The following is a 16,656-nucleotide window of genomic DNA, read 5'->3' as shown; positions in this document are numbered from 1 at the left end:
ATGGTAAAACGCCACTATTACAACAACAAGGATTATGTTGTTGATAAGGTCAACAAAGTGATTGTTTTGAAAAAACAATTTCACTATAAATTGCGGAATAAATTAATTTGAGGCAAATTTGGATTTAAAAAAATTGGTGGTTCCAGCATTGCTGATGTTCTAGTAACTGATAATTTCAAATCGCAATTTGCTGCTTTTGCAAAAATGTCTTGATTAGGAATGCCGATTTTGAATCATAAATATATCAAAGCTGGAGAATTAATTGAGCCCAAAGTTGTAAATGCACTGGAACAAAAATTACAAGCAACAATTCAAACATTTCCTGCAAAAGAATATAACTATGATTATTTTGCAAATAAAGATGACATTATTGGCGGATTACCTGATGGTTATATTAAAGATAAGGATTTAGTAATTGAAATTAAAACAGCTGGCGAAAAAAAGTTTGATGATTGGGAAAAGTTTGGAGTGCCTTTGGCATACATTAAACAAGCACAGTTATATGCATATTTAATGGATTGCGAAAAATTTTCAATTGTTGCAACTTTTCTAAAAGAAGAGGATTATGTAAATCCTGAAAATTTTCCAATTACTGAAAGAAAATTAAAATCATATAGCTTTGATGTTGATAGAGGGCAAGCAATTAGAGATATTGAAACAACTAAAAAATGATATAAGCATCATACATTCACGGGCGTTTCCCCAAAATATGATGAAGTTAAAGATGCTGATTTAATTGCTTGATTGGAATGCGAAAATTGAGAACAAACACAAGCATTATTAGATAAATGAAAAGAAGAAGAGAAATATGTTGAATAAAAAAATAATTAAAAACATTAAAAAACTTGAAAAAAAGAAAAACAAAGCATTAGCAAAAGCTGATGCAATATTAAATGAAGTTTTAAAAGAATTTTATGAATTTAAAATAGGATTCTTTAATAATGAAAGTGAAAATTTGCATGAATAAAAATGATCAAACAAGTTTATTAAAAACGCCTATTAATATGATTGATGATTATGAAGAAAAATTAACTGATGTTTTAGTTAGTGTAGAACGAACATATGATGGACTGGGGAAAGTGTTTAAGGTAAAAGTAATAAATTCTTTATCATAAGTTGGAAAAGTATTGATTACAAGAACAGAAAAATACCTATTAGACGAAAATAATAAAAAAGAATATTTAGAAAGTATTTCTTATGAAGATGTGATGGGTATGCATTATCAAAAATTTCATTATTTTGTTAATGGTAAATATAGTTTTGTTGTTGACAAAAGATGGAGCATTAAAAAATCAATATTTTATGTATTTTATTATAACTTTTCTAATGATGGAAACTTAATTTCATATGGAACAACAACCGAAAAAGTTAAACCATGCAATAGATTAAATTGTTAAAAATTATTTAAAAAGGAGAAAATAAATAACAAAAAATGAAAAAAAATGAAATAACAATAACGATTCCCAAAAAGGGAGAATATATAGGAACAATAGATTTCTATTTGTACAAACTTTTGAAGTCATTGCCGCCATCAATTAATTTTTCAATTGGTTCTGAAACTTATAAAAATATATCTTTTAAAAAATTAGAAAATATTTATCAAAAAATAAAAAAACAAACTAACAAATATAATGAATGCAGTTTTGCTATTAAACATAAAGGCGTTGGTGTTATTGAAGCTCATGGTATTGATGTTCTTTATCTCGAAAATTTAGAAGAATTAAAAGAATTTATTTATAAGAGTTATGGAATGGCTGACATTTATAAAATAAATGATTTCGCTTCACTCGAACTAGAAAAATTTGTAATTGTATATGTTATTAAAAATAATAAAAAAGGAAATAAATTAAATGTCAAAAGATAAAAAAACAGAACCTAAAAGAATAAAAATTGAATGAACAAAAATTACAAAAGAACAAATTGAAGAATCAATTAAAAAAACTAAAGAACACCCAGATTGACCTGCTTTTGAAGAAAGTATGCGAAAGATGGCTAAGTTAGGAGATTAAAAAAATGACAAAACAACAATGAAACAAAGAAGCATGAGAATTAATGAAATGAAAATGAGAAATTAATGATAATGCTTGAGATATAGAAGGAGATAGTGATTTTGATGAAAATTTAGATAAAGCTTTTCCTTTGAAATTAATTAAAGAAAAAAATAGAGGTTCATTAGAACTTGGTGGTGTTTTTAAAATTAGTTATGACCTACTATCTGATGAACCAAAAAATGATGCAATAGTTGAAATAAATAATTTCTTTGAAAGCATTAAAAAAGAAGAAGACCCAAAATTAAGTGAAATATTAAATATTGTTGAAGAACAAAACCTTGAAGAACTTAAAGTGGATTGTTTTTGATTAGTTAATGCTTTCCAAAAAATTAATTTTGGTAACGCTTATGAAACATTAAAAAATTTACATTTATGAATGGAGAACAGATACAACAATACTTATGATATTTTAGTAGAGAAAATAAAAAAACATTTAAAACTATGAAAGAGGTTAGATGAAGAAAAATAAAACAAAAAAAGATTTTAATAACGCCGCTTCATCATTGGGAAAATTTACTATTAGATTTAGTAATATCAATGATGCATTAAAAGTTGAAGCATTTCTAAAAGAAACAAAAATTAATGATTTAACACCAAGGTCTAATAATGAAATTTTAACAAGTATTATTATTGCATATTTAGATGCTCAAAAATCTAATGAAGTTTTTACAAAAATGAAACCTGAAATGTACAGAATTTATGAAAAAGCAAATTTTGCTTCAAGTGCATATATTAGAAGTGATTTAAAAGTAATGCAAAAATTTTTCAAAGATCAATTAGCAATTCAAAATGAAATCCTAAATTTATTATTAAGAATTAGATTATCCAAAAATGCAACTAAAGAATTTGAAGATTTCAATCCCAAAGCAATTGATCCCAAATTTGTTGCTCCATTGCCTTATTTTAAAAATTTAATTGATAAGGCAAATCATGATGGTGAAGAGTATTACAAAGAATTATTTGGAAAAGCTAAATCTTTAACTAAAACATCAAGAGAATATGTTAATAGTGATGTGACAGCAACAATAGAAAATAATAATGTGAATTTAGCTGATTTAGAAAAACAAAAAGCTGCAATGGAAATGAAAAAAATTAAAGCAAAAAATAATGATTAGGAGATTAAATGAAAAAATGATTAATTAATTTAACATCATTAAGTGTCTTAGCTGGCTCGGCAATTGCTGCCTCTGTTGCAATGGCTACTAAATCAGAAATTCAACAAAATGTAGGGATTACTAATAAAAAATGGGGAAGACTAGATGATTATAAAAGGCGTGAAGCTTCATCAAAAACAGAATATTACTATGTAGATGTACCATACACCACAACATCAACCACTAAAAAAACTACAAGATGAAATAATTTGGAAGTAAGTGAAATTATTGAAAATCCTAATGATAGTGAAGATGTCTTGAATGAAGTTGATTCTCACCCTAATCATAATAGTTATAAAAATGCTTTTTCAGTTCAAGAAAAATACCTATATACAATTTTTAATGGGTATGAGCTTTTTCCTAAAGTAATGAAAAATTTTGATTCTAATGGAAATCCTAGATTAGGAGATGAATTTAGTAAAAATAATGGAAATGTTTGAAAAGAGATATTTAGACAAAATATTTGAGATAAAGAGGGAAAAAGAGCTTATTTAAATTTAAAATTTAAAGATTTTGAACAAAAAAAATATTTACCTAATTTATCACATAAGCATGCCGAAGAAGTTAATAATTCAAGTTTTTATGAGCATTATAATTGAGCTCCCAGCGATATAAAAAATAATTATTTTTATACACCTAATGATTATATAAATTATTCTTTATGAGATTATAGTTTTCCAAGTATAAGTATCCAAGATAAAAGTTCAATTTCTCTTAAAAATTGAAAATTTAATTTAGGGTCTAAAAAAATAGATATCAATAATATTGAAGAATTTGTAAATAGTTTATCTTTACAAATTTATTCAAATTCTCAATTTATTTATAAAAAAGAACTAATTAATGGATTATTAAAAAATAAAATAATGGACAAGCTAAATGAAAATAATAGTTTATCAAAAAATAAATTATTAAAAATTAAAAATATTAATTTTAATATAGACACAAAATGAAATTTTGCTTATAATAACGGGGTTTTATATTGACCATATCGTGTAATTAGGGCGGATGCCTTTAAAGTTAATGTAAGTTTTGATTATCAATGAGAATATGAAGAAGAAACTTCATCAACTTTAATGAAAAGAGAACAAAGATCTAGGGTTGTGCCTATTGCTGGCGATGAGTTAGGTAATAGTAATAAACAACAAGAATGAAAAAATAATTATAATCGCAATTTCTTAAGTGGAATTACTGTTGAATCAGATACTGGTTGAGATAAAGGTTTTTGAACAAGATCAAGCAGAGGTATGACTTCAAATCGACAAAAATATGAAGAAGCAATAAATAAATGGTTAACTACTAATATTAGTCCTGAAGATAGAGAAAAATACAAAATTAAACTTGTTTATTTTGCTCCTAGAGATGAAGATAGAATTTATAACTGATTAGAATTTTTAAATCCAGATAATGGTAAATATGAAAAAATTAAATTATCTAGCTCTATAGGTGAAGAATTAAAATTTGAGGAATCAGATATTTTCAAAAGAAACCAAGCAAGTGATATTGAAGATCGGTTAGAAATTATCCCTGGAAAATATGTTGATTTAAATAATACTATTAGCTATAACTTAATAGATGATAAACCAATTATTATTGAAGCTCCTAGTGATAAATACATTCCTAATGATGAGGGTGTTTTAGTTAAAAATGGAGGAACATACCGATACAACACAACTGCTAAAGTGCGCTTCCAAGCTTTATTAAAAGAAAATGAAGTCTTAGAAGTTAATGACATAGTAATTGATGTTTTAGATCAAAACTTTATTTATGATTTAAAAGATTTAAGAACTAATGATAAAGATAATCAAACTAAAAATCAAAATTATACAAATAAATATGTTGTAAAAGTTGTTGAATATCAAAGAGACAATGTCAATGGTTTGGTAGGTAAAAAGGTTAGGGAATACTATAAAACAATTATTATTGATGGTTTAGGTGCAAATTTAAATAGTTCATGATTTGGGTGAAATCCAGAAATTAATCCAGATCAAAATAAATTAATTCAACCATTTTTATTAGATGAAAATGGACAACCACTAAAAGATCGGCAAAATAAAAAAATCCCTAACCCAGATTATGATCCTGAAGTTGATCCAGAAACTGGAATCAAGAATAAAATTTATTGAATTCGTTACAAAAATGGAAAAACAATCCCTAAGGATACACACTTTCCCCAAGATAATTTAAATAGTATAAATGAACCTATTTCAGCTGTTGAAGACTTAGATTTTGGTTTTATTGCAAATGGTGCAACTGTTGGAAAAGGGGTTAATATTAACCCGAAATTACCGCAAGAAGCTGATGCTAAAGCAGAAGAAGTTGAAGCAGCTAACAAAGCCTATATTAATGCTTTAAATACCAAAAGATGATTTATTAATAAAAATGCTGAAACATTTGAACTGATTGAAACTAAACGTCCATTAACTGATGCTAATGGAACAATTATTAAGCTATCTGATGATGAAAAGAAAAATTATTTTTCATATTCAGGAGCATGAATGTTCACGATGAAGCCGCCATCGAAAATTGATAATTTTTACCTAAATTATATTGGTAATAATTCACCAACCGATAACTTTAAAGATATGTTAAATACTAACAATATCGAAGTAATGGATTTTTGAGAGGGCTCATTACAAGGAAAACATTTACTAAGATATTTAAGAGATAAGTATCAAATTGATTTTAAAAATGCTAAATTATTAAAATATAATGAAGTAGTGCGTTATTGATTGGAATATGTACAACATAATGCAGAAGTTTTTGGACAAACTGAATTTGTAGTTCCAAGCATTAATGAACAAGGATTAAGGGATTTAGCTAAAACTGCTGAAAATTTTGAAGATTTTTTTAAAAATCATAATTGAAGAAATTTTATTACAATTCCGGATAAATACCAACCTTATACAAATATTTCAATCGCTATGGATCCGGAAACTAAGCATCAATTAAACATTCAAATTGTAGTTAGTGGCGGAGAATTAGATATTATTTATCAATTAGATCCTGCATTTGAAAATTATCATTTAAGTTATTTTTATTTTGCTGAAACATACAAAGAAAATGCTCATAAGAAAGAAATTAAGCCAAGTGTGCAAGAAAACACAATTAGAGAAGAAGCTTTATTGCGTTATTATGATGAACCTTTATCAACATGAATTCAACAATCTTGAATAAATGGATTTGAAAATAGTGATAAGGTTAATATTAGTTTTGAAAAATCAGGAGTTTTTGGAACTGATATTAAAATTAATTATCAAGTTAAAGAAAAATTTGAAAAAGATTATTGAATAGCTAATCCTAGTGTAATCATTAGAAGTGTAAATTATGCTGATAAATTAGCTAACGGATCTGAATATGTCAATATTTTTAATCGTGTACCTGGAGAAATTAATTTACATGGTTTAACTGATTTAGCACAAGCCAGAGAATATGTTAAGCAAGAAATTACTAAATGAATTAACCCAAAATATGAATGAAATAAAGATTATTTTGTGAATAATTTTGATGCAGTAGTTAATCAAGCAGTTAGCAAAATTTATCAATTTAAAGATGAAGATTTACCAACAATTGGTGATTCTAAATTTACAATTACATTGAGGGTAAACCCAGAAAGATTAGATTTAATTGGTTCAAAAAGAGTTTTTGTTTTTAATGCTGTTGATAATGTCAATGTCCCCGAAATTAAAGATATTAGCCAATATAAATTTAATGCTATTAAAATGAATACCAAAGTTTTTGCTAAAATGGATAAACTAATTATAGATAGCCTAAATAAAGATTTAGAAAAATATGGAATTTTATTTAATGAATGAATGCAAATTATTGATTATGAAGTTGTTAAAAGCTATTTACTAGACGAAACAAAACAAGATGAAAATGGAATTGTGTGAGTCAAAGCTATTATTAAACCCAAAAACTTTTTACTAAGCGGGGAAAATAGTGTCTTCATTGGAAATAATTTAAAAAGAGCTGATGATGAAACATATGATCCTCATACTGATCCTGATTTCAAAGTACCTAATAACCCAAATGATGTCCCCGTGATTGGTGATGGCAATAATGGTGGCGGTGGCGAAAAAAATGGTGGTTCATTCGATATTACTGATACTAAAAATTTAGCCTGAGTAGTGACAGTTGCTGTTGTTTTAGGAATTGGATTAATTGTTTTAGGATTTAAGATCCACTATCGCTGAGGACGTGGTGCAAAGATTAAAAAATAAATATAATTAGCAGGTTTTTTAATGACTGCGCTGTATAATTTATATATAAATATTTATTAATATTACTCTATAAATTATGTCAATAATGAGGAAGGATAAGATATGAAAAAACTAAAATGAATGACACTAATTCCAGTTGCAACAATTGCTCCAATTGCATTAATTGCATGTGGAACAAATGATGTAAAAAAAGACCCTACACCACCAACAAATCCAACTAACCCAGGGAATCCACAAACACCACCGGAAACTAATCCAGGAAGTGGTTCAAATAATGGAACTGTAAATGTAAATACTACACAAGAAATAATTAATAAATTAGCAGAGGCCAAAGATTTTAGTCAAGCCATAAATGTTAATTTAAATCCCAACCAACCTGTAAATAATGAAGAGTACCAAAAGTTAGTGGTTTTTTTAAACAAAAATAATTATCCTCAAGGTGACAAAAACTTTTTATTAAATTTTATGGCTGAAAGATTAAAAGAAAATTCAAATACTAAATTTAATTTTGCAAGTTGAAGAAATTTTTATGGATTTATAATAGATAATTTAAAAATTTTAGTTAATGATGATAAATCTAAAATAGTTCATTTAGAGTATGGAAGCATTGGTGCAAATAAAAAATATTTTTGAAGATGATATATGCCTAATGGAAAATCTTATGAAGAAATAAAATCACCACAAGATATACAAAATAATGAAAAAACACAAAAATTTGCAAAATTATGAGAAGGACAATTAACAATATTGCAAAATAAATCAAAACAAAGTAATAATTAATAATAACACAAGGAGGAAATATTAGAAGTTACAAACAACTTGAAGAAAGGCATGTTTGACAACAGACTCAGGCACTTGATGAATTTAAAGCAAAACTTAAAGAACTGGGTTCTGATTTTCAATGGGAAAAGATAGATAATAAAATTGAAGAGCTAGATTTTAGCTTTTTAAATGCATTATTCAAAGACGCAGATGCATTAGACGTCGTGACGAGAAAATTGTTTTTAGAAGCTGGTTTAAATTATTATGATAAGCCAAGAACAGCTTTTATGGAGCTTAGATTAATTACTGAGCGGATATTAAAACTAAGCTTTGGTAAAAGCAATGCTTGATCCATTTTTAATGCCTCACAATATCGCAAGCATTTTAATAACAGCAATAGTTATCAAGAATTTAAAAAATGTATTAAAGTTTTGAAAAAGATAGGTAATCATGCTACACATTCAAATCCAATATTAGGAAGTAAGTTTCTAGTTGAATCTTGATATAAAATTGAAAAGAATCTAACTATGCACCAGGTTTTAAAATACTTTGAAACTGTTATCAAGCTTGCAAAATTGGTGCAAAAAAACAAGGTGCTGGCTTTTGAGAAAAAGTAAGCACTTTTTTTGTTATTTTGATATGATTTTAAATAACAATTAAATGCATAAATTAAATGAAATAAAAGGAAAAGTGGCAATGGAAAATATTAATAAGATCGAGAGAGAGAGAGAGAGAGAGAGAGAGCACGAACAAAAATGAACTAGATATGAAATAATTAAAAAAATTGGTTCTAATTATCTTGTATCTAATACTGAGGGTATGGGTTTTTCATATACTTCAAAACTTTTTGATAGTAATGTAAACTTAAAAAACAGAAAAGAAGTTGATCTTAAATTTGTTTATAATGATTTAACAATTTTAGTCGAAACAAAACCAAATGAAAAGTTTACAAATGCTAATATTAAACAATTAAAAGAGTACATAAGGCTTGAAAAAATATTAAATCCAAAAAATAATATAATTGGAATTTTAGCTTCCACAATTAGTGATACATGCCAAAGATTGAATGAAGATGATGATTCACTAATTGACATTAAATTAAATTCTATTGAATATTACTATAGCCAAACATTTAGCAAAAAAAGAAATGACAAAATAAAAGTTTTACAAACAACTAATTCTCTAAATAAACTTTTAAACAAATTAAATATTCCTGAAAGAATTAGAAGTCAATTTGTAGGCACATGCTTAGTGGCACTAAATAATGGACTTGATATCAAAAAAAGCGATGTTTATGATGAAGATCTGGTCGCAAAAAACATTATTAATAAAATACTTCAAAAAATAAAAGAAAGAGTTTCTACTGAAGAAAATGATAAAAACAAAATTAAAAAAATAGAAGTTTTAGAAAAAGTTTTATCAGAACAATCGATATTGTCTCTTTCTAAGGAAAATTTAATAGATATTTTAATTAAAATAAAAAGTGAATTAATACCTTTTATTAATGATTTTACTAGTGAAGGTGAAGATTTATTAAACTTATTTTTTACTACATTCAATAAATATGTTGGAAAAGATGATAAAAATCAAGCTTTTACACCAACACACATTACTGATTTTATGTGTGATATTGTAGGAATTACTAAAAATTCTGTAGTTTTAGACCCCACATGTGGTAGTGGTTCTTTTTTAATTCAAGCTATGGTCAAAATGCTAAAGCAAGTTGGTGAAAATGGCGATGAATGAGTTAGAGAAAGAATAAAAAGCAAGCAAATTTATGGTATAGAAAAAGAAAAACAAGCTTTTGGATTAGCTACAACAAACATGTTAATTCATAAAGATGGAAAATCCAATATAATAAACAATGATTTATTTAAATCTTCTGAATGAATTGAAAAAAATGATGTAAATGTAATTTTGATGAACCCGCCTTTTAATGGTAAAAATTTGCCTGAATATGCTAAGATTGATGAAAAAAATGGCGAAGATGTAACAAAAGGATTATTTTTTGTCCATTACGCAGCAAATAATGTTAAATCTGGTAAATTAGCAACAATTCTTCCCTTAGCATGTGCTAAAGGTGGTAATGAAGAAATAGTGAAATACAAGAAAAAAATGTTAGAAAAACACACACTTTTAGCTGTTTTTACTTTGCCTGATGATATATTTTATCCTGGAGCAGGAATAAATACTTGTATTATGCTTTTTGATTTAAATAAACCACATAATGATTCTAATAAAAAAACTTTTCTTGCATCATTTAAAGACGATGGTTTTGTTAAAAGAAAATATTTAGGTAGAGTTGAAGATAGAGATTGACAAGAAACTAAAAAAATGTGAATAGATATGTTTCATCACAAAATAGAAAAAGAAAAAATAAGTATATATAAACATATTACTTATAATGATGAATGACTTGCTGAGCCTTATTTAGAAACAAATTATTTGCAATTATCTGAAAAAGATTTTTTAGAAACACTAAGAGAATTTATTGCTTTTAAAATAAGGAGCGAATACTAAAATGGAAAATAAATTAAATATTGATGATTGAAAAGAATTTAAAATAGGAGATTTATTTAAAAAACAAAAAGTTTATAAATTTTCTAAATCACCTCAAAAAGAAGGTGCAACCCCCTTTATAACATCAACATGATTTAACAATGGTATTTATAAATATGTTGAAGTTGAAAAAAAATATATAAATCCAGGTAATGCTTTGACTATATCAACGAATGGAAAGAGTTTTAAAACATTTTATCATTCTAAAGAGTTTGCAGCTTCTAGTGATGTGGAAATTTTATATTCAGATTTTTTAAATGAAAATATAGGCATATTTCTTGCTACAATTTTTACCAAAGAACATTATAAATATAGCTACAATAATAAAGCGAAAAATGGTAAAGTTTTTGATACTATAATTAAATTACCTGCAATTTTAAAGGGAGATGGAAATTTTCATCCAGATTTTAAAAAAATGAATGATTATATGAATTATTTAAAAGAAAAAGATAGAAAAAGAATTTTGAATATTTTGAATTAATAAATTTAATTTTAAATATTAATGTAACATACAAAGTTTTTTAAATTATTTGTAAAAAAATAAAGTGCTTATTTTTGAAAAAAAGTAAGCACTTTTTCTTGTTTTTAAATAATATGCTTTTTTATTTCAAAATAAATTGATTTATAAGAATAAAATTATTACGTTTGGTTAGTTAAAAAATAAAGATTTAATTTAAATCAAAAATCAAACAATTTAAAATCTAAGGAGAGTATTTGAAAAATGCTTATGCTTAAAAACTTATTGTTATCCTTTGAGGTAACTTCTAATTTATTTGTTCCAAATGACTCACAAACACAAAAAGCAGTTTCTTTTAATAAAGATGAAATTAATTATAGAGAAAATTTTATGAAAGATTATTTAAAATCTGTAGATTTAATGTCTTCTTTTTCTTATCAAGAAATAAATGATCTTTTTAAATTGAAAATATTCAATGATGAAAATTCAAAAATGAAATTTTTTGAAAACTATAAAAAAAATGATAATATTTACAACTATTTCCATAAAGAAGTGAGTAAAATGTCGAAAAGTAAGTCGAGAAAAAAAAGAGAACTACTTACTGAAAATGAAAGAGTTAAGTTAAAAAAACTTTTAAATGATTTAACAGCTAGCAGAGATGAGATCCAAAGAAACAATACTAATGCAGCTATTATCGGAGGAAGTGGATTAGGTATTATTGCTCTTGGTGCCGCTTTTGCACCTTTTACATTTGGTGCTTCACTTAGTGTACTAGGAGCTATTGGTGTGGGTATGGCAGTATCTGGAACTGATACAGGAATACAAACTAGCACAAGGCTTTCAAACATAAATAACTATATACGTAGATTAAAAAATCTAATTGAAGATGCAAAAACATTAAAAGATTCAGACGATGAGTATAATTTACTAATGAACATTTATAAATTTATAAGAGATTATAAAAAAAACGGACCAGATGCCGCTTGAGGTATTCCCATTGAAAATGGTATAGATATTGAAGATTTCCAAAGTACAGCGGAAAAATTTTATGATGATAGATAATAAATATTTTTCAAATGCAATATTTTTAGTTAAATGAAAAAGTAATGAATTTTCTGATATTATTTATAAAAACATAATTAAATTAATTTTTTTAAAAAGAATTTTAGCTACTTTTATTGTTTGTGTTTTTGCAGGCGTTGGAAGCATCCTTTTAACAAGAGCAATATTTGCTTCAAGCTCAAAAACATTACAAATAATTTTTATATCAATTTCAGTCATTCTTTTTTCATTATCAATAATTACTATTTATTTTGGTATTTTTAAAAAAAATAAATATTGAATAGAATGAGCAAAGTTTATTTATATAAATAAAGAAAAAATAAAAGATAAAAAAAATCTTGTCGAAGTAATAAATATGAATTTAAATGTGAAAAAAAGTGATCTTAAATTATATTTAAAATTTTTAAAATAATATAAATTCATTTGATGAAAAAATGCCAACTTATGTTGGTATTTTTTATCTTTTGTTTCATTAATAAGCAGGTTTTTGAGATATTGCGCAGTATAATTTATATGCAAATAATTAAAATTAAACAACTTAAATATATTAATATATAAGGAGAATTAAAATGAACTTAAATGATAAAAAACATATTCCTTTTTTCACTATTGATGAAACTGTTTTATCTTTTAATACATTAGAAGATGAATTGGGACATCATAAAATATTGATTATTTATAATGAATATAAAAAAGAATTTTGCTATTTAACAACAAGAAGCGCAAGAAACAAACAAGGTAATTTAAAAAAATCTTATAAAGGTGAAATATTAATTACTAAAAAAGACACTTACAAAACAAATAAAAGTTTTGAAAGAGACTTTTATGTAGATACAACAAAAATTTTTACAATTAAAGAGCAAGATTTATTTCCTATTGTGTCAGAAAATGAATTTATTTATTCTGAAGAAATTAACCCTTATAAGGTTTTAAATATTCATCATTCTATTGATAAAAATTTAAAAACAATACCACCTTATATAGCCTTAATGAATGTTTATAAAAATAATGAAAATTCTGATTTTAAATCATACACTTTTTATGCTAATGAAGAATTACTAAAATTAGATTACCAAGATACTCTTCGAAAAAATAAAACTGACATAGAAAAACAAAAAATTCATCAATTAGCAGATGAAATACTAAATGAAAGAAATGTTAAAAATGCAAGCTTAATAAAATCATTTATTAAAATTAATAATTCTGAATTAAATGATTTCATTATAGAAAATAGAGATTATTTTAAAGCACATGATAATTCTAAAAAAGAAGCGCAAGAACAGCAAAAAGAAGATGATGAAGAAGATCTAGGACAAGTAATGTAATTCATACTAAACATCAACTTATGTTGGTGTTTTTTTTGTGTTATTTTTAACACAAATATAACAAATTAGCAGGCTTTTTCATAGTTACGTTTTATAATTTATAGATATATTAGGATATAAAATAAAAATAAATTTCGAGCGACAAATTTAATTTTTAACCCAAGCATTGAATTAATATCAATTAACAATTGGTAATTTAGTTATATATTTTTCAAGCTTAGAATTTATTAAAATCAAACCTGAAGGTAAAGTTATGAATAAAAAGCATGATGATTTAGGTGGGCGACATTTACCAAGTTGTTTAAAATGTCAAAATGAAATAATTTTAGAAAGATACAAAGAACAAGTGGAAGTTCTTGAATGACAATTTCGAGACTCTTTTGAACGTAAAAATATGGGATGGAAAATCCAATTTTATAGAACTAAAAAAGTTAAGACACCTTATGGAATAGCTGAATTTTCGCTTATTCATTATCGTAATAAGGACAATAAAATTGTGCAATTTAATAATCCATTTTTAAATCAAATAGAAGCAGCTGTAGGTCAAAGTAGATTTGATGTTAATTTAAAAAACAAAATTAAGCATCTAATTCAAAATGGATATACATACCAAAATGTTATTAAAGAGTTTGGAAATATTTTTTCTATTGCAACTGTTTCTCGAATTGCAAATGAAAAAGAAGTTGATAATAAGCTGAATGATTATTTTTTAGAGTCTAAAAATAAAGAGTATTTATATATAGAAACAGATGATGCATTTCAAAATTTAAGGTTTAATGGACGTAAAAGTATAAAAATATTATCAAGACTGTTTGTAATGCATTTAGGTAAAAATGCTAATAATAAAATCGTTGGTGCTAATGCTTTAATTGAAAATGAATTGGTTAATTCTAATAAAAGAGCCACAATTAAACAGTTAGCTAACATGTTATTAATGATTAGAAAATACTATTATAGTGATCATTTAAAGATTGTTTTATATGGTGATGGAGCCAGACATATGAAGCAATTAGCAAAATTATTAAATGCTAAATACATACTAGATCCCTATCATTTAAATTCAAAATTGCTAAAAGTAATTGGTTATAAAAATTATAAAACTATTAATAAGCAATTGTTTGCTGAGTTAGCTGATGTTAATTTAGGTAGCATTTATCAACAAATAAGGTATTTATTGTGGCATGTTGATTGAAAAAAAGCTGTTGAAAAACTTTGAGAAGTAGTAGATTTTTTAAGGCAAAAAATGGCTCATGAAGTTATTAGCAAGAGTTTAGGTAATAGCAAAATTAATGAAATTTTTGCTTATATTAAATATCTGAAATTAAATAAAATGGGCTTAAACCAATACCAAGAAAAATACCATATTGGATCTAATACAGAAACATTTGTTAGTCATATTATTAAACGTAAAACAGTTAATAGGTATACAGCAATTGGCTATAAATTATTTAAAAATATCATCATTAGAAACATCAATGATATGCAACATGGAATTTACTTTTTTTCAAATGATTTAAATTTTATTGATCAAAAAAATCCAATACAAATGGTAAGTTCAGGTATGTTTGATTATTATTTTGAAAAGAGGCATGTTTAATTAAAAGGCATGTAAATTTTGCTGTACATTTTGTAGTTTTTAATGGGTTTTTTGTTTATGTGAGGCAAAAAATGTTAAAAATGAGGCAAAAGTTGTGTCATGGTAGAATGATGCTATGAGTAGTGTATTTAAAGGCTTTGAAACAATGCTGAATGTATCAGTGAAGCATATTTTGAGGCAAAAGTGAGGCTTATTTGTAAATGGTGAGGCACATTGTGAGGCACCATGAGGCAAGTTTTATATTCACTTATTAGTGAATATCAGGGATTGGTTGTCAGTGAAACGATTCACAAAGTGACACAACCTTATTCCTGCTTAAAAGCAAAAGAAAATTGTTGAAAACACCAAAAATGAGGAAAAATTTGTAAATATAAATCAAAAGTGAGTCACTATGAGGCATAGTGGTTTTTATCATATAAGGCAATGCGTTGCTCGGTTTTGCTTTTAGAGAGAGATTCCAATGTGATTAAAATACAAATAAAGGACATTTTAAATTAAAAAAACAGCTGGAAAAAATTTTAAAAAAGCATCAGCGATAATTGGCGTTGCTGATAGGTTGTGAATAGTGCAAAATGAATTTATGAAATTGAAAAAAATAAATTAAAACATTAAATGCTGAATGATTAAATTCAAGTGCAAGCTTGCATAATTTGTGATAACAGTTTTGATTTAATCTATTTTAAAAATTGAAATTGAAATTTGCCAATCTCATAATTCAAACATAAAGCCTGTTGTAAGCGATTATTTTGTTGAAGATAAGTAAAACATCGTTGCCAAGTGCTTGCGTCCCTTAAAATGGCTAAAAATAAGTTTTAAACAACTATTTTAATTGCTATGTACATGATAAATGGCTCTAATTCAAGTTTTAAGGGCTCTTAGAGCAACAAAAAAATAAAAGATATGTATTTTATTATTTGAAAATAAAATAAGGCTTAAAATGGCTAAAATTAGCTTATTTGGATTTCAATAATACATTTTAGATGAATTACCAGCTAAAAGGCTCTTGAAAAGGCAAAATCACGAAAATAAACAAACAGATTGAAAATCAAAAACATCTATAAGTATTAATATACTTTATGAGATATATTTGCTTATAGAGAAAAATACGAACGGGTTCTAAAAGAACCCTTTAAGTATATATAAGAGTAATATCCCTTCGGGATATTCCTATTTAAATTATCATAAAAAATTAAAATGTCAAGCAAATAATTAAAAAAGCATTTTTGATTATGTAGCTGGACAAAAATTAAGATTGAGAAATTGAGAAATTAATTAATGGGGCAGCATTGATTAATTGAGGTTATTTTGTTTTGTTTTTTTATGGAGATTGAATGAATTACTAGCAATCAAGTTTAATAACCAGTTGGCATGTGGAGACCAAAAAAAAGAAAAGAAAAAAGAGAAAAGGGGCGTGGTTATAAAAATCTCCACACATGAAAAGATTGGGTTTTTTTATGGAATTCCTGTTC

General features: G+C 25.5%; 17 protein-coding genes. 16 read left to right on the top strand and 1 reads right to left on the bottom strand.

From position 1 onward, the window contains the following. The 14 genes from ACW95P_RS01780 to ACW95P_RS01715 all read left to right on the top strand — a co-directional run bounded on the left by ACW95P_RS01780 (nt 1) and on the right by ACW95P_RS01715 (nt 12,265). On the top strand, nt 1-819 hold the full coding sequence (locus ACW95P_RS01780; RefSeq protein WP_457961528.1) for an MAGa7180 family putative nuclease: 819 nt from the start codon (nt 1-3) through the stop codon (nt 817-819). After that, the gene (locus tag ACW95P_RS01775; RefSeq protein WP_457961527.1) at nt 809-967 is read left to right on the top strand and encodes a hypothetical protein; all 159 of its coding nucleotides are present in this window, start codon (nt 809-811) and stop codon (nt 965-967) included. Before ACW95P_RS01780 ends, ACW95P_RS01775 begins: the two co-directional genes overlap by 11 nt. Continuing rightward, on the top strand, nt 948-1,115 hold the full coding sequence (locus tag ACW95P_RS01770; protein WP_457961526.1) for a hypothetical protein: 168 nt from the start codon (nt 948-950) through the stop codon (nt 1,113-1,115). Before ACW95P_RS01775 ends, ACW95P_RS01770 begins: the two co-directional genes overlap by 20 nt. Before the next feature lie 12 nt (nt 1,116-1,127). Continuing rightward, nucleotides 1,128-1,397, top strand: coding sequence for a hypothetical protein (locus tag ACW95P_RS01765; RefSeq protein WP_457961525.1), 270 nt, complete (start codon nt 1,128-1,130; stop codon nt 1,395-1,397). A gap of 35 nt (nt 1,398-1,432) precedes the next feature. Beyond that, nucleotides 1,433-1,864: a hypothetical protein gene (locus ACW95P_RS01760; RefSeq protein ID WP_457961524.1), complete on the top strand. Its 432-nt coding sequence runs from the start codon at nt 1,433-1,435 to the stop codon at nt 1,862-1,864. Continuing rightward, nucleotides 1,851-2,009 (top strand): hypothetical protein, encoded by a 159-nt coding sequence (locus ACW95P_RS01755; RefSeq protein WP_457961523.1) that lies wholly within the window; start codon nt 1,851-1,853, stop codon nt 2,007-2,009. The genes ACW95P_RS01760 and ACW95P_RS01755 overlap by 14 nt, the downstream gene beginning before the upstream one ends. A 4-nt stretch (nt 2,010-2,013) precedes the next feature. Continuing rightward, nucleotides 2,014-2,520, top strand: a complete 507-nt coding sequence (locus ACW95P_RS01750; RefSeq protein ID WP_457961522.1) for a hypothetical protein — start codon at nt 2,014-2,016, stop codon at nt 2,518-2,520. After that, nucleotides 2,507-3,166, top strand: a complete 660-nt coding sequence (locus tag ACW95P_RS01745; protein WP_457961521.1) for a hypothetical protein — start codon at nt 2,507-2,509, stop codon at nt 3,164-3,166. Before ACW95P_RS01750 ends, ACW95P_RS01745 begins: the two co-directional genes overlap by 14 nt. A gap of 8 nt (nt 3,167-3,174) precedes the next feature. Beyond that, nucleotides 3,175-7,425 carry an Mbov_0399 family ICE element protein gene (locus tag ACW95P_RS01740; protein WP_457961520.1) on the top strand — a complete coding sequence of 1,417 codons (4,251 nt, stop codon included), beginning with the start codon at nt 3,175-3,177 and terminating at the stop codon, nt 7,423-7,425. A 102-nt stretch (nt 7,426-7,527) separates the two neighbouring features. Then, nucleotides 7,528-8,205 carry a hypothetical protein gene (locus ACW95P_RS01735; RefSeq protein ID WP_457961519.1) on the top strand — a complete coding sequence of 226 codons (678 nt, stop codon included), beginning with the start codon at nt 7,528-7,530 and terminating at the stop codon, nt 8,203-8,205. Between the two features lie 206 nt (nt 8,206-8,411). Next, nucleotides 8,412-8,804, top strand: a complete 393-nt coding sequence (locus ACW95P_RS01730) for a hypothetical protein (RefSeq protein WP_457961518.1) — start codon at nt 8,412-8,414, stop codon at nt 8,802-8,804. A gap of 79 nt (nt 8,805-8,883) precedes the next feature. Then, nucleotides 8,884-10,707 carry an HsdM family class I SAM-dependent methyltransferase gene (locus tag ACW95P_RS01725; RefSeq protein ID WP_457961517.1) on the top strand — a complete coding sequence of 608 codons (1,824 nt, stop codon included), beginning with the start codon at nt 8,884-8,886 and terminating at the stop codon, nt 10,705-10,707. A gap of 1 nt (nt 10,708) precedes the next feature. Continuing rightward, entirely contained in the window at nt 10,709-11,227 is a 519-nt protein-coding gene (locus ACW95P_RS01720) for a restriction endonuclease subunit S (protein WP_457961516.1), read from the top strand. Nucleotides 11,228-11,467: 240 nt separating this feature from the next. Next, nucleotides 11,468-12,265 carry a hypothetical protein gene (locus ACW95P_RS01715; protein WP_457961515.1) on the top strand — a complete coding sequence of 266 codons (798 nt, stop codon included), beginning with the start codon at nt 11,468-11,470 and terminating at the stop codon, nt 12,263-12,265. A gap of 63 nt (nt 12,266-12,328) precedes the next feature. Here the strand turns inward: ACW95P_RS01715 and ACW95P_RS01710 are convergent, their stop codons facing one another. After that, complete coding sequence (locus ACW95P_RS01710) at nt 12,329-12,484, bottom strand: hypothetical protein (RefSeq protein ID WP_457961513.1); 156 nt, start codon at nt 12,482-12,484, stop codon at nt 12,329-12,331. A gap of 350 nt (nt 12,485-12,834) precedes the next feature. On the opposite strand from ACW95P_RS01710, the gene ACW95P_RS01705 reads away from it, so the two are divergent. Beyond that, nucleotides 12,835-13,590 (top strand): Mbov_0400 family ICE element protein, encoded by a 756-nt coding sequence (locus ACW95P_RS01705; protein WP_457961512.1) that lies wholly within the window; start codon nt 12,835-12,837, stop codon nt 13,588-13,590. A 253-nt stretch (nt 13,591-13,843) separates the two neighbouring features. Next, nucleotides 13,844-15,187, top strand: a complete 1,344-nt coding sequence (locus ACW95P_RS01700; protein WP_457961511.1) for an Mbov_0401 family ICE element transposase-like protein — start codon at nt 13,844-13,846, stop codon at nt 15,185-15,187. Nucleotides 15,188-16,656: the final 1,469 nt, after the last annotated feature.

It is taken from the genome of Mycoplasma pogonae (assembly GCF_054170725.1).
Note: the sequence above shows the minus strand (reverse complement) of the source record. Positions and strands in the feature narration are given on the sequence as shown.